Raw genomic sequence first — 13347 nt, 5'->3', positions numbered from 1 at the left:
TATTCTGTTAATTGATAGCCTGTATATTGATTGGCTGTTATTCTGTAATCAGATAGGCGTTAATGGAGGTTGGAAAATCGAAAAGTGTTAGCTCTCTGGATGGAAGCATATATTGATATCTCGCAATGGTGGCCCAAGGCCGAAGATGGCAGTCCTCTATCTGTCTATGCCGTTCATCGGCAGTTTGAAGGAACGCCGAATGAAGTCACTAGGCATACCTTAACGGTCGCTCGTGATGGCAAGCTTAAGAAAGCGGATATCGATAATATAGTCAAGCTTGCCAGGATTTGTTCTCAGCTATCTGGGAATTTAGTCACTATCAATGACATCGTGAAAATTGAGGAAGACTAATTTTTGTGGTGATGCTGAATTAATCTCAAAGCATGACACCACAATTCGCCGCACCCAATGTTTATCTGTAATTGGCTGTCTCGAAAATACTTTTAAATAAAAAAGGGGTGGAATGCCTAAAAAACCATCCTCCAAGCAGAAAAATGATATATCTGCTCAATCGCTTGATAACACGTTATCTATTAAATCCAAGGATGTCTTTGATGAAGACAATCCTGCTACTGTAACTATTACAGTTAATGCTGTTGAAGTACCAGAACTAACCGAGGACGAACAACGCGATCGCCTGCATCTCGAACGCAGAGTTGAAAGAGCATTTTTTGAGGCGGGCAAGGCTTTAATGGAACTGCGCGATCGCAAGCTCTATCGCTCTACACACAAAACCTTCGAGGAATATTGCCGTGATAGATTTGGCCACAGCCGTCGCCAATCTTACCTTTTAATGGATGCGGCTGTTGTGTTTGATAATCTGGCTGAAAAATGTGATCGGAACGATCACATTTTGCCAACTAATGAGTGGCAAGTTAGACCACTGACAAAGCTAGACCCAGACCTTCAGCCCGAAGCATGGCAACAAGCTGCTTTATTTTGCCAAAGGGAAAGTACCATCTCATCGTATTGTCAAAGATGCGGTGCAGAAAATTATGGAACGCACCCAAGTACCTAACAGCTACCAGATTGGTGAAGTTTGCCAGATTTTATTCAAGGATAATCCTGATTTGCGGGGCAAGGGTGGCTGTTGGGGTATCGTGACTTTTGTTGGTGAATTTAGTTGTACCGTCAAAACCTGGGATGGTGAGTACACGATTGGGCTGCAATACCTAAAATCCTACGATTATTTACCTGCTGAATGTCAGCAGATGCAGTTGATTTGCGATCGCATCAATAGGGTGTATTCGAGTGGGCTAGAGGAATCAGTGCAGAGATTTCTGGAATCTTTAGGAAAGCTGAATCGGGCTTATTTGACTGATTTGGAAGAGAAGGTTTTAAGTGTGTTGGAATCGGAGATACTACTTGATAATAGAATTTCCAATTACACATAATGCAACTCAAAATATTCATAATAACTTGATAAAAAATAGTTTTTAACTAAAGGCAATTGGGAATATTAAGAAGGTTAGGCTATGTCATGTTTTAGCTAAAAGCCAAGGAATTTAAAATTCATGACCAACGATTCCCATCGCAATTCTGCTGTTAATGCAGCTGCCACAACTAAAATTCAGCACGCTCAATTAACAGATTTACCTTTAAGTACAGCACGCAGAATATATAAAGGTGGGATTAGACCTGGCGAACCGATAAGAACTGGGATGGAAGCTCAAAAAATGTTAGAGAATATCCCACCTTCCCAAGGTGCAGGGGTTGACGGAAAATCTGCGGCTAGTAATGTCGAGCAGTACTTATCAGATAAACACGCCAGCCATATTAAACCCCATAGTAAAGGTGGATCTAATAATCCCAACAATATTAAATGGGAAAACGCCAAAGACAACATTGCTCGTGGTGCTAAAACCATGACCTGGCAAGAGAAGATGAGATTAGATGCTAAATGGCATTTTGACAATCTAAAGGGAGCAGCCAAAGCAGGTTTTCAAGCTGCACCTGTGGGGGCTGCTGTAGGCGCGATGACATCTCTACCTTTTTCGCTTTTAACTCATGCACTGTGCGTAGTTCGAGGAGAAATTTCTGCACAGGAAGCGGCTACAGCAACGTTAAAAGATACAGTCGTGGGCGGTGCAGTTGGAGGCGCAACAGCATTTGCTACTACAGCAGTCGCGGCAGCTTGTCCACCCATTGCGATCGCTTTAACCGCAGCAGCACCAGCTTTAGCTGTTATTGGAACTGCGGGTATGATTCATCAATTTTTTAAAATCCTTGAAGATCATCAACAGGATGTCAGAATATATTACGAATCTTTAACGCAGCAAGAACTGGAACATTTACAAGCAATTGAAGACGAATTGATTTATGAACACAACAAAAATTTAGAGTTTTTATCTCAAGCAGAAGCAATTAATCAAGAAATAACAAATCGTGCAATTGCACCAGGAATAGAAGGGGCTATGCAACGTTTACGTGACTCAATTGCTATTGCCCAATCTCTAGGAATAACATCAGCAGATAGCAAATTACTAACTGATTCGTAAGATATTTATTTTCCTTCCCATCGGCAATACTTATTTTATTTATAAATATAATAATCTTTATGGTTCCTCTTGTGTTTGGTGCATTAGGTTTGGCTGTTGGTGCTGTTGCAGGTGCTTTTACTGCTCATGCTGCTGGTGAAAAGGATAGACAAGCAGCTAAACATCATAGAAAAATTGCTAATGAATTAACAGATAAATACGCTTCTTTAAAAAAGAAATATGATGAACTAGCTGATGACAGCAAGAATCAGATTAAGAGGTTAACTGATCAACACGTCTTAGATGAAGTAGAAAAAGATTGCTTACGGTTGGCAGTACGTTTGCAGCAAAACCTTATCTTTTTAATGTGGGAAATAGATAGAGAACCTACAGTAGATGCTTTAACTAGTTTTCAAACAGCAGTTGAACAAACTAACCAAGTCCTCTCTCAGTTACAAGAAGAATTAATTATTGTTCCTAATGATTACTGTACACGTATCTTAAATACAATAGAATTAAATAAACGAATCAACATTATAATCCCTAGTGGTATTGATAATACAAATATTCTCAGCGTTGATTTAGGAAGAACTTACACAAAGACTTGTGTTAGCCATGAACCTAATAGTGTAGTGTTTATTTCTGCTAATGTGGAGCAACTTTCTTTTGAACAAGGTCATGGTCATGGTCATAGTGTATTTGAATCTAAAGTTATTAATCCTTTAAGTAATTTGTGGATGGAATACCAAGGTAGTGCTTATGCTTTTGGCCAGTTAGCAGCAGAGTTAGGAGCGAATTTAGGAGTCGGTAAATCTAAGGTTGAAGATGGACTTATCAAAGTGTTAATTAGTGCTGCTTACTTAAAAATTGAAGGCAATACCTCAGTCGTAATCAGCTTACCTTTTTATTCCTTAGAGCAATTTGAAATAGAAAAATCACAACTGATTAGCCAGATGCTTGGAACTCACATTTTCAATTTCCGAGGTCAAACTGTATGGCTAAACATTACTAAAGTTTGGGTAATGCCACAAGGCTATGGTAGCCTTCTGTGGGCTGAAGCTCAACCTAAAAAGTCAAAAACTAGCCTCGATTTTACAAAAATTTCCTTAGCAATTGTTGATATTGGATTTCAAACCATTGACTTATTGATAATAGATAATTTCCGCTTTGTTAAATATCTTTCCAAGAGTGAAGATTTTGGAATGAGCAAATTCTACGAGATGATAGCAAAGGAAATTGAGGGCGCAGACAGCCAATCTTTGGCATTAATTTCTGCTGTTAATAAACCCAGGGGCGAACGTTTTTATCGTCCCAGAAGTGCTAGTAAGGCTGCTAACCTTGATGATTTTCTTCCTAATCTAGTAGATATGTTTTCTCGTGACATTTGCAGTCGTGTCCTTGCTTGGTTGCCAGAGCGTGTTACAGATGTGATTGTCACTGGCGGTGGCGGCGAATTCTTCTGGGAAGATGTACAACGTCTGTTGAAAGAGGCTCAAGTTAAAGCCTACTTAGCTGCACCTTCCCGTCAAGCCAATGCTCTAGGACAATACATTTACGGTGAAGCACAATTGCGCTCTCGTCTGTCTTCTAGTGCTGAAACCATAGCTGGATAAAAAATTCGCGTTGATCTGAAGCATCTCAAGTAAATGAAAGAAATACCTTAACGCGAAAGATTAGATAGAGAAGGTTAAAGATTAGTTTCTAAGTGTTCTTCTTGATTAGGAGGTACTATCCATGATTGAGAGGGATTATATGCCAAATCTAAGCAACTAAAACCGTTATTCGGCTTATAGCTAATCGAACTGGCATCAATGTCAATAATAACTGTCCCTCCTCTATTTTTTTCTACACATCGCCAGACTTTGTATCCCATTAGAATAGCTTTTTCCCAATCGCCTAGTGAACACTTTGACACTTCTAAATGTGCTGTCATATTTTTAACAGTCTTTAAGATTTGGTAATCTATTGCTGAAATACCTTCTAAAAAGGCATGATCTTTAGCATAAGTAAACACAAGTGCTGATATACCCTCCTCAATAGCTATTGCACGTCCACCATCTTCAACTTCATCAATAGCCGGGCTACTTTTTCGTTTTCGTTTAAGAAGACTACGGATAACTGGCGACCAGCCTAATACTGCCATATAAGACATATGAAAAATGTCATGGAAGCGATAACCATCGCTTAACATAGCATTATCAGTAAGATCATCTCCAATTTTTTGTTTGTCAATAAATGCTCTCATAATTACTGAGTTAGCTTTTTGTAATTCAGTAATTTCTATCTCTAAGTTTCTAGGCAATCTTTCATGTTCAGGAAAATTTTTATCGAATATATAATTTGGGGCTTTACCACTTGTTTTTTCTAAGTCTCTCCAATCCCAACGATTATGGCACTTCTTTAAATTATTCTCTGCAATTTCGTCTAGATCCAAATTAAACTTACTTGCAAAATTACTGAGATACCATAGTATGTCACCTAATTCTTCTATTACACACTCTTTAAAAAGTTTATGTGCATCACCGTCACGTAAATATTTTTTATATTCTGTTATTAACGAGCCAGCTTCTCCTACTAAACCTAGTAAAGGTACTATTAAATCAGTACCTTTCGTTGCAGGAATCTGGTCTGTACTCATTGCTTGTATTTGATAGTCAGAAAAATTCATAATAAAATTTTTCAGAATTTAATTGTTTAATTCAAGTATAAAAATAGCAATATTGCTAAATCAGATATAATTATTTGTACAAACAATTAAAAATAATTACCTCTGTAAAGTTATCGAATTTAAGAATATGAATATATAAGAATATGTGTAATTATACCTTTATTTGTCCTACTGTATTTCTACTATAATCTTATGTATGGGATTAGAAAATAACTGGTTGTGTAAAACTACTCAGCCATAGAGGATGGCGTGGTTGGCCAGCTTTTGTTCGACCTAAGCAGTAAAGAGTTTGTCTATTAGAAAGTAAACTAAGCACTGCTTGATCTCGATTAAGAAAACTGCCATGTATGCCCCATGCCAAAATAACTAACTTAGCACGCTCTGTAGCTTTTAAGAGGTAAAAATTATTATCTAAACCTATAGGCTCGCTTACTTGACGCATATCACGGGGTTTTGTAGCGCGGTAAGCAAACAGATTGACCACTTCTAAAGAACCATAACCCCATAAGTTAGCGAATTTAATACATTTACGAATAGTTGGATCATCCTTTTTATCATCAGCAACACTCGGATTAAGCATAATAAAAGTAATTTGTGGATGATTAACATCCCATTCGCGTCTTAGTAAATAACGATAATTGCCGTCAGAAATAGCAGTTTTTTCCATATAATTATATTTTTTAAAATTAGAATAAATGTAATTGTTTAAAAGTATCTTTTAATAATTTTTCTTTTTCAACTTTTTTGCTATTAATTTTTTTTAGCTTTTTTGCTCGCTTAAAACTTTTTTTTACTTGGATTACTTCTTCTAACTCGTTATTTTCAACCATAAATAAACTAGAGATTAGTTTATCTTCTATAAATAACTGTTTACCACTAATATTTAATTCTTTTTTAAGCAATATACATTGATTATTTAAAGAGTCGTCCAAGTTTAAAAACATTTGTTGCTGTGTTTTTAATTGTAATGAATTTTGAGCTATAGTTTGCTTAATTCTATTATTTATACCCCATTTTGGCGGATAAAAATAATTGATAGGCTGAGAATTTGCTGTAAATTTAGATTTTATTTTTTTACGATTACTTATTATTTCTGGGAATGCTTGTCTACAATACTTATCAGTTTCACAAAATAGATTTTGGCAATCTATAGCCTTTAGCGAACGACCCCAAAGTGTTTGAAAATTTAAACCTAGACGTTCAAATTCTTGCTCTTGATTTTCTACCATCCAATGGATAATTTCGGCATTAGTTTTATCCCTCTTATCAATAAAGCATTTGTTGATTCCACGTTCGGCTCCTGGGCCAGCTATGGTAAAACTATTTTCATCAAAATTAATAATTTCACTATAGTTAATATCAGTTGCTAATTGGTAAGCCATAAACTTGCCTAACAAAGGATACTCTTGAATAATGTTAAAAACTTCTTGAAGACTTTTACTTTTAACTATGTCAGCAATTATCCGATCCTGAAAAATTATCTTGTCAATTAAAGACAAGTGGTTTTGATGTTTGTTCTCATAACCAAATTTTTTGCTAGCACAAGACATATATGCACTAGTATAAATTGAATATCCACTATCCTTTGCTTCTTGTAATATTTGAGAATACAAATTAAAATTAAAAGATTTTAGGGTAATATGATTATCTAACTTACTTTCTATATATTCCCAAGTTTCTATCTTATTAAATATTTTAAATAAAAAAATTCTAAACAGGACTTCTTCTTCATTTTTATTTCTACTATTATCGTAGATTATATTTTTTATAAGATATTGAGAAACCCGATCACTTGCTCTATAGGCATTACAGAATTTGTAAGTTTGAATAATGGGATCATCTGTCCAAGGCTGTGATAAATTCTTAATTTTGTTAAAAAATACTTCTTGTCTCAGAGCAGCAAATCGCCAGTAGGTATCAAAAATCTCTTGTCTGACTTGCATAAAATATTTCTAAGTTTTAAGTTCAGCTATTTTAAACTACAAATTATTTATTAATTATTTTTAAATCACTTTGTTTACTACTATGCCATATTTTAAGTATAGTGTCCAGTTTGTCTGTTCTGTTTGATACTTTTAAATATTCGTATTTAGCCAGTTGGCTATCTCTGCATAGGTAAAAACCTGAAATATCGAATTTGTGCTATCTCAAAAACCTGCGTATATTCGGGAGCATGAAAACCATCGCCGTGATCGCCAAGATCAAACGCAATATCCCGTTAACAGATACCAATTTAGCATCCCTAGAAGAACTGCTGTTCAATGCTGAAGCCATTGAAAGCCAGGAGCGATTTGAGGAGGTCTGCGGGAAAAACCTCAACCTCAAGCTGTTCATTCGCCAGTTGGTTGGGTTAGACAGAAATGCTGCGAAGCAGGCATTTGGTAGATATTTGGAGGGCAGTAGTTTCAATGCTACTCAGATTCGGTTTGTAGAAACCATCATTGATTACCTGACTCAAAACGGTGTAATGGATGCGGGACTGCTCTATGAACCACCATTCACTGATCTGCACTACGAAGGATTGGAGGGAGCTTTTGGGGATGATGATGCTGATGGGATTGTTTATATTGTGCGGTCATTTAATGAAACTGTTGGGGTGGCATGATGGTTGGTAGTGGGCAGTAGGGCGAGCGTATTTGTCAACGCCGTATACAATGTAACAATACTACGAAACGATCTACCTTTTCATGCTCTTATTTTGGCAATGGTATTGAATAAACTGATTATCTCTACGTGCTGCACAGTTAGAGATGCTCAACAGTCAGGAGTACGAGCATCCGCAATATTGGGCAGCTTTTGTGCCTTCTGGTAATTGGACACCGTTGAGTAGGGACTGACAACCATAAATTAGTTCTCGGCATTCCCTTACCAACCGCCACCAGCACCACCTCCGCCGCTACTACCACCACCGAAACTGCTTCCACCGCTACTGCTTCCACTACTCCCACTACTACTAACCGAAGAACTGCTGGGTGATGATGGCGGAGGTGGTGGCGGAGGTGGCGGGAGGGGAGGAATTGTTTCCTCTGTTTGGTGGTTATAAGAACAACTTTGACAATCGTCAATAATTAATCGTTTACCTGAACTATATTGTGTAGCTTGTTTAACGGTCTTCTCAGTCCGAATGACAGTCAACTCTTGACAATGTGGACAGTTTCTAAAGCGAGATGAAGAGGACTCAAGGGCAATGAGATGAAATCCCTTACCAGTGAGATTCTGGCTGCAATGGGGACATCCCCAACCTTCAAATCTGACACTACCAATGTTTTGTGCTGTTTTTTTTGGTTTACTTAGATGTGGTTCGACTATGGTTTCGTCCACTTTTACCATCGGCTGTTGACAATCAGCACATACAAAGATGTAGTTGCCCTGCTTTTTACGTGTATATCCTGATGGCTCGATAGCAATTTTTCGAGGGCGTTTTAGATAAATAATACTTCCTATTACTAATGCAAATATCCCACTTCCACTAACTAAAGATTCCCAAAAAGTGCCGTCATTTGAAGTTTCTTGTACTTCTGGAATTGTTTGGTTTGGAGTTGCTACCTCAAGAGGAGTTTGTTCTCCATTTGTGGACGGTGACTCAGACTCTAAAACTACTATCAATGCTTTTGTTCCAGCCAGTGTACCCCCTGCAAAATCTGCTTTTTTGAATCGAGGAATAATTTGAGTATCAATAATATTCCCTACTTTGGCATCGGGTAAAATCGCTTCTATCCCATAACCTGTCTCTATTTCAACTCGGCGATCGCTGATTGATATTAAAAACAATACACCATTATTTTGTTCTTTCTTACCAATTCCCCACTTATTAAATAATTCCGTAGCAAATTCTCTTGGAGATGCTGCTGGGGCGGTTTTTGGTACAGTTACTACTGCCATTTCTGCACCGTTTTTTGCCTCTAATTGAGAGATCATTTGATTGATTTGGGTTTCTGTCTCATCATTGAGTATTCCTGCCATATCTGTTACCCAACTACCATTCTTTTGTCGAGGATTAGGTACTTCTTGGACAGTCAAAGCTAGGCTAGGAAGTCCAGAAAGAAATATAACAGCAGAAAATAAACTCAACGAGAAAATGCGTTTTGGTTTCAGTAAATTTAAGTTCATGACTTTAGTATGGTAAAACTACTTACTAGATAGTTGTGGTATACTTTTATGGGCAATGTAAGCCTTGATCAACACTTATATCAAACTGAAATGGAGTTTTCATCATTTGTATATTGCGATGTTCTTATCTCTATTTCAAGCTACTACTACTCATTTTCTGCAATACCTTGCTCATCTTTATAAAAGTTTTTATAAGAATTTACACGCAAAATTGACAATACAAATAACAGCGCTTTCAATTACTCTGGATTTGGAACCGATTTTTGAGAAATGCAACAATTTACTATTGGTTCATTGGCAAAATCTCCAAAATCTGCGGACTGTAACAGGTGACTCCACTGTGGATCTTGTGGATTACTACGGCGAAGTTCAGCTACAGTTGTTAGCGCCTCAAACCAAAAGCCATTTTTGGCATAAAGGATTGCTTTTTCCAATGTTGTGGCACTCTGTAACTCTTTGTTAAGTGCTGGAGTTGATGCCTCCCTTTTCACCCATGCTTGTGCAATTAGCCTTTGGGTATCTGAATCACTAAAGCAAGAAATATCAATTAGCAAATCTACCTGATACTATTGGTTATTTTCTAATGATGGTGCAGTATCTGGAAGTGAAATACTCGCAAATCCTGGTGTTCCCGTTAATTTCACAGAAGTATCGTAGAGTTTACGATTCGTGCGATCACGCAGAAATAATTTGGCTGAAGTTATCGACTCAGATTCATAAGGCAGGTAATACCAGAAAGTAGGGTGAGCCTCAGTTGTTAGACCCCAACGCAATTGAGTTTTATGGGAATACTTAGTAACTGGAACTATAGCAGTAAAGGGATTAGGGGCAGCTTGTGGGCAGCCACGACTTCCGCCAGGTACAGTTCCTTTCGGCGTTCTTTGTCCTAGAGGTGGTTGAACGAAAGTGACTTTTGCTCTGGTGTTTTGATTTTGATTTGGGCGAGGCTTTTTTTGGTTTACTAAAGGTTTTTTGGTTCTTCGGTTAATTTTATGGAGAATTAATAGTAAAGTGCCAGTTTAATAAACTGCGTAATCTGAAATTGCTAAAATTACGAAAGCCATATCCAAGCCTTTTTATTAACTTGAGTTTATTATTAATTCCTTCTACAGCACCACTAGTGGTTTTTCCGTCAAAATAACCGACTATTTCCCCAAACCATCTAACTATTGTACCTATACTTTTCGGAAAATATGAAAGTGCATCATACATCCAGTCCAATAGTTTTATTATACTATCTCCCCAAAATTTCTGGAGTTTAGACTAAATGGCACAGGCAATCAAAGAAAAAATAGGGGGTGTACTTGAACACAGTCCCCCTATTAGCAGAATCTGAGAAAAGAACTTGAAAACAGGGTAATCAATTTTTTACGAAAATTCGATGACATGATGCGTCTGCCCTAATACTTACTCCCCACCCGGAAACCGCCGCATCATCTCTGCCAATGCAACAGCCTCCCCATCGACCGTATAAACGACCCCACCCGACATCGCCAACACAATCCGCTGCCGCCGCGCCCACTCAAACCAAGTACTAACATCTGCGGTAACGGTGTTTTTGCCCTTAGCCCCACTCTTGCGGCAACTGATAAAATTTAAAAGGCTTTGTAATAGTATTACATTTTTAAGTTTTATTCCTGTTCCCCCTTTGCTAACAAGAGTTACTGATGATACATTGCCAATACTTGCAATACTTCAGGGGAATTTATGAACAAGGGTGAATTAGTGGATACCGTAGCAGCAAAGACCAACATCACAAAAAAACAAGCCGATGAGGTGATATCAGCTTTTTTAGAAGTCGTGACCGAAGCTGTAGCAAACGGGGAGAAGGTAACATTGATTGGTTTTGGCTCATTCGAGCGAAGGAAACGCTCCGAACGTGAAGGGCTGAATCCAAAAACCAAGGAGAAAATTACGATTCCAGCCACTAGAGTGCCTGCGTTTTCTGCTGGCAAACGGTTTCGAGAAAAAGTAGCACCTTAGCACTACAGATTTGGTGTCGAATTGCAGATTTGATGATAAGGCGATTAGTCTTGCTGTGTACAAGTGCGATCACTCCTCTCAATTTCAATGAAACTGTCGCGGTCGCGTGAAGGCTAGTGGTGGGTAGTGGAAAAGAGATCGCGTTGAGTTGTTGCGGAGGATGGCATCAACAGTAAACTTAAGTGCTAACTGTGGACACTCTATACAACGCCGGATTTTTCACAATACTTGTCGGTTAAAGGGAAAAGGGAAGGGAAAAAGAAAAAGACCTTTAACCCTTACTCTTTAACCTTTTCCCAAACCAAATTCATATTTCAAAATGCTTAACTGAATAGTATTGCATACTAAACAATATTTAGGTAAGCTACTTCATTTCTTACATCCTGGAACAAGCGTATAAAAAATTGGTAATTTACGCTGTCTAGCCATCAATTTAGGGTGAATCTAGAACGGCAAAACTAACTTGAGAGGTGAAACGAAAGGCTTAATTGTGTTTGCGCGAAAGAAAATCAAAAACGATTCTTATAGGTTTCCAAAGTATCTCTAGCAAGTTTTACCACACTAGGGGTGAATGCCCAGATGTTTTGACTACTAGAATTAAAAACTCTAGCAACTTCTATTTTTACTGGGACAAAATACTATCTTGTATTTTACTCATTGTTTTTAATAGTGCTGTAGTAAATATTTACAGGTTATGACCTAAACGTCTTGCAAAAGTAACTTTTGCAAAATGTCGGGGAAAGGTTAAAGGGAAAAAGAAAATTTCATCCCTTTAACCCGTCGCTTAAAAATGCTTTACTCAATTGCATCCTTTTTTTGTTTTTTTAGCCTTTACAAGTCAAATAGGAAACATAAACTTAGTATACAGCAAATATATGTCTGATATCAGCTTTATGGCAATAATTCATCAATTATAAGCATAAGTATTAACTATGGATTTTCGAGCATTACTGTTAATAAATTATAGGATTTACGTATTGACAGAAAATTGATATTATGCAGTCAAGTTACACTTTTGCGTTAAGTGTTCTAAGATAAAGTCACGAGCCACTTGAAGAGATAAATTACTTTGGATTTCATACCAACTTTCAATTAACACTTCAGAGAGTATTAATTCTAGTTGTATAAAAGCTCGAATCCCAATACTTTTCGGATAAGGAATTTACTCGTGTAGGCAAGCAAGAGTGCAGGGGTGCAGGGGAGAATGACAGTAACCTCTCCCCTGCCCCTCTGCTCCTCCGCACAAGTGCTGCTTCAACGAAGAGATATCTTAACCGAAAGGTATTGCCTGTTACCGTACCCCTGCGAGAACGCTTTCAGCGAACGGCTGACGCTCACGGCGGAAGCCTGTCACCTCCTATATCCAATCTTATTGAAATAAAGCTAATTCTGAACGAAGTTTAGCAACCTCTAGCTTAAGTTGCTCATTTGCCATCTTCAATATTGTTAATTGTTGTTTATAGGTATCACGCTCCACCATTAATTTCTGTATTTCAGATTGATTTGGATTACTATTTTTGCTGGTTGAAGAAGCTTCCCGTTGCTGTTCTATTACCTTAGAAGGTTTATATTTACTAATCAAGTTCTTAGCAACATCTCGATCTATTACTTCTCCTGCCTTTACAAGAGCGATTGCTTCATCTCTAGCCGCTACAGGAGTACTAGGGGCCGCTAACTTATATAGGGCAGTAGGAGTCATACTATTAATCAAATTTCCGATAAGCGCAAGTTTAGATTCAAAAGCTTTAGCAACATTTATAAACTCATAAGCTGAAGTCTTACTCATTCCGAACTCTTGTTTTAACCAAGGTAGAAACTCACCATGCTCTATAATATTTTGAGCTTCTAATAAGTTGAGACCTATACAATAAATGTCCATAGCACTTCGCTTTAACCTGCATCGTGTATCTTCCGCTAACATAGCCAAGCGTTGTTGCTTCTCTTCTTTGGTCTTTAATTCTAAATTGCTTTTCGATGCTAAAGTCCAATCAATGATTTCTTCAAACTTCGTAGATATGACTTTGGATTCTATAGGAAAAGCTGTTGAGCTATTATCATTGGTTTCCATATTACATTCCTGTAAGCATACGTACTTTACGAGAAATATGC

The 13347-nt window shown here is 37.6% G+C and carries 12 protein-coding genes and 3 pseudogenes; 8 read left to right on the top strand and 7 right to left on the bottom strand.

From position 1 onward, the window contains the following. The first annotated feature begins 84 nt into the window (after positions 1–84). From H6G69_RS23935 to H6G69_RS23920, 5 genes are all read left to right on the top strand, one after another. A complete protein-coding gene (locus H6G69_RS23935; RefSeq protein ID WP_190873858.1) occupies positions 85–351 on the top strand; it encodes a hypothetical protein in 267 nt (88 codons plus the stop codon). A gap of 112 nt (positions 352–463) precedes the next feature. After that, on the top strand, positions 464–1018 hold the full coding sequence (locus H6G69_RS34095) for a hypothetical protein (RefSeq protein ID WP_242072161.1): 555 nt from the start codon (positions 464–466) through the stop codon (positions 1016–1018). Further along, positions 996–1394, top strand: coding sequence for a hypothetical protein (locus H6G69_RS34090; RefSeq protein ID WP_242072160.1), 399 nt, complete (start codon positions 996–998; stop codon positions 1392–1394). Before H6G69_RS34095 ends, H6G69_RS34090 begins: the two co-directional genes overlap by 23 nt. Positions 1395–1514: 120 nt before the next feature. Further along, positions 1515–2498 (top strand): hypothetical protein, encoded by a 984-nt coding sequence (locus tag H6G69_RS23925; RefSeq protein ID WP_190691614.1) that lies wholly within the window; start codon positions 1515–1517, stop codon positions 2496–2498. Between the two features lie 488 nt (positions 2499–2986). Continuing rightward, entirely contained in the window at positions 2987–4090 is a 1104-nt protein-coding gene (locus H6G69_RS23920; protein ID WP_397326982.1) for a chromosome segregation protein ParM, read from the top strand. A 74-nt stretch (positions 4091–4164) separates the two neighbouring features. On the opposite strand, the gene H6G69_RS23915 is transcribed toward H6G69_RS23920, so the two are convergent. The 3 genes from H6G69_RS23915 to H6G69_RS23905 form a co-directional block, all read right to left on the bottom strand. Further along, complete coding sequence (locus tag H6G69_RS23915) at positions 4165–5145, bottom strand: nucleoside triphosphate pyrophosphohydrolase family protein (RefSeq protein ID WP_190691612.1); 981 nt, start codon at positions 5143–5145, stop codon at positions 4165–4167. 202 nt (positions 5146–5347) lie between these two features. Next, on the bottom strand, positions 5348–5812 hold the full coding sequence (locus tag H6G69_RS23910; RefSeq protein ID WP_190691611.1) for a DUF1643 domain-containing protein: 465 nt from the start codon (positions 5810–5812) through the stop codon (positions 5348–5350). A gap of 19 nt (positions 5813–5831) precedes the next feature. Then, on the bottom strand, positions 5832–7088 hold the full coding sequence (locus tag H6G69_RS23905; RefSeq protein WP_190691610.1) for a nucleotide kinase domain-containing protein: 1257 nt from the start codon (positions 7086–7088) through the stop codon (positions 5832–5834). A 230-nt stretch (positions 7089–7318) separates the two neighbouring features. Here H6G69_RS23905 and H6G69_RS23900 point away from each other — a divergent pair, with 230 nt between their 5' ends. Both H6G69_RS23900 and H6G69_RS23895 read left to right on the top strand, forming a co-directional pair. After that, complete coding sequence (locus H6G69_RS23900; protein WP_190691609.1) at positions 7319–7750, top strand: type I restriction-modification enzyme R subunit C-terminal domain-containing protein; 432 nt, start codon at positions 7319–7321, stop codon at positions 7748–7750. Between the two features lie 133 nt (positions 7751–7883). Next, a pseudogene (locus H6G69_RS23895) lies at positions 7884–7982 on the top strand (hypothetical protein); the annotation flags it as partial. 28 nt (positions 7983–8010) lie between these two features. Here H6G69_RS23895 and H6G69_RS23890 read toward each other — a convergent pair. The 3 genes and pseudogenes from H6G69_RS23890 to H6G69_RS23875 all read right to left on the bottom strand — a co-directional run. Continuing rightward, positions 8011–9255, bottom strand: a complete 1245-nt coding sequence (locus H6G69_RS23890) for a YgcG family protein (RefSeq protein ID WP_190691608.1) — start codon at positions 9253–9255, stop codon at positions 8011–8013. 239 nt (positions 9256–9494) lie between these two features. After that, a pseudogene (locus H6G69_RS34085) lies at positions 9495–10244 on the bottom strand (DUF928 domain-containing protein). A gap of 1 nt (position 10245) precedes the next feature. Then, positions 10246–10506: pseudogene (locus tag H6G69_RS23875) on the bottom strand (transposase); the annotation flags it as partial. Positions 10507–10962: 456 nt separating this feature from the next. Here H6G69_RS23875 and H6G69_RS23870 point away from each other — a divergent pair. Next, a complete protein-coding gene (locus tag H6G69_RS23870) occupies positions 10963–11238 on the top strand; it encodes an HU family DNA-binding protein (protein ID WP_190691606.1) in 276 nt (91 codons plus the stop codon). A 1369-nt stretch (positions 11239–12607) separates the two neighbouring features. On the opposite strand, the gene H6G69_RS23865 is transcribed toward H6G69_RS23870, so the two are convergent. Then, positions 12608–13306: a DUF3102 domain-containing protein gene (locus H6G69_RS23865; protein WP_190691605.1), complete on the bottom strand. Its 699-nt coding sequence runs from the start codon at positions 13304–13306 to the stop codon at positions 12608–12610. Positions 13307–13347: the final 41 nt, after the last annotated feature.

Source organism: Nostoc sp. FACHB-110, from assembly GCF_014697425.1.
Classification (GTDB): domain Bacteria; phylum Cyanobacteriota; class Cyanobacteriia; order Cyanobacteriales; family Nostocaceae; genus Nostoc_B.
This window is presented reverse-complemented; position numbering and strand designations above follow the sequence as displayed.

Bases quoted from the DNA above. Each gene is read 5' to 3' on its own strand.
- H6G69_RS34095 (WP_242072161.1), top strand. From the start codon at position 464: ATGCCTAAAAAACCATCCTCCAAGCAGAAAAATGATATATCTGCTCAA.
- H6G69_RS34090 (WP_242072160.1), top strand. From the start codon at position 996: ATGGAACGCACCCAAGTACCTAACAGCTACCAGATTGGTGAAGTTTGC.
- H6G69_RS23925 (WP_190691614.1), top strand. From the start codon at position 1,515: ATGACCAACGATTCCCATCGCAATTCTGCTGTTAATGCAGCTGCCACA.
- H6G69_RS23915 (WP_190691612.1), bottom strand. From the start codon at position 5,145: ATGAATTTTTCTGACTATCAAATACAAGCAATGAGTACAGACCAGATT.
- H6G69_RS23910 (WP_190691611.1), bottom strand. From the start codon at position 5,812: ATGGAAAAAACTGCTATTTCTGACGGCAATTATCGTTATTTACTAAGA.
- H6G69_RS23905 (WP_190691610.1), bottom strand. From the start codon at position 7,088: ATGCAAGTCAGACAAGAGATTTTTGATACCTACTGGCGATTTGCTGCT.
- H6G69_RS23900 (WP_190691609.1), top strand. From the start codon at position 7,319: ATGAAAACCATCGCCGTGATCGCCAAGATCAAACGCAATATCCCGTTA.
- H6G69_RS23890 (WP_190691608.1), bottom strand. From the start codon at position 9,255: ATGAACTTAAATTTACTGAAACCAAAACGCATTTTCTCGTTGAGTTTA.
- H6G69_RS23870 (WP_190691606.1), top strand. From the start codon at position 10,963: ATGAACAAGGGTGAATTAGTGGATACCGTAGCAGCAAAGACCAACATC.
- H6G69_RS23865 (WP_190691605.1), bottom strand. From the start codon at position 13,306: ATGGAAACCAATGATAATAGCTCAACAGCTTTTCCTATAGAATCCAAA.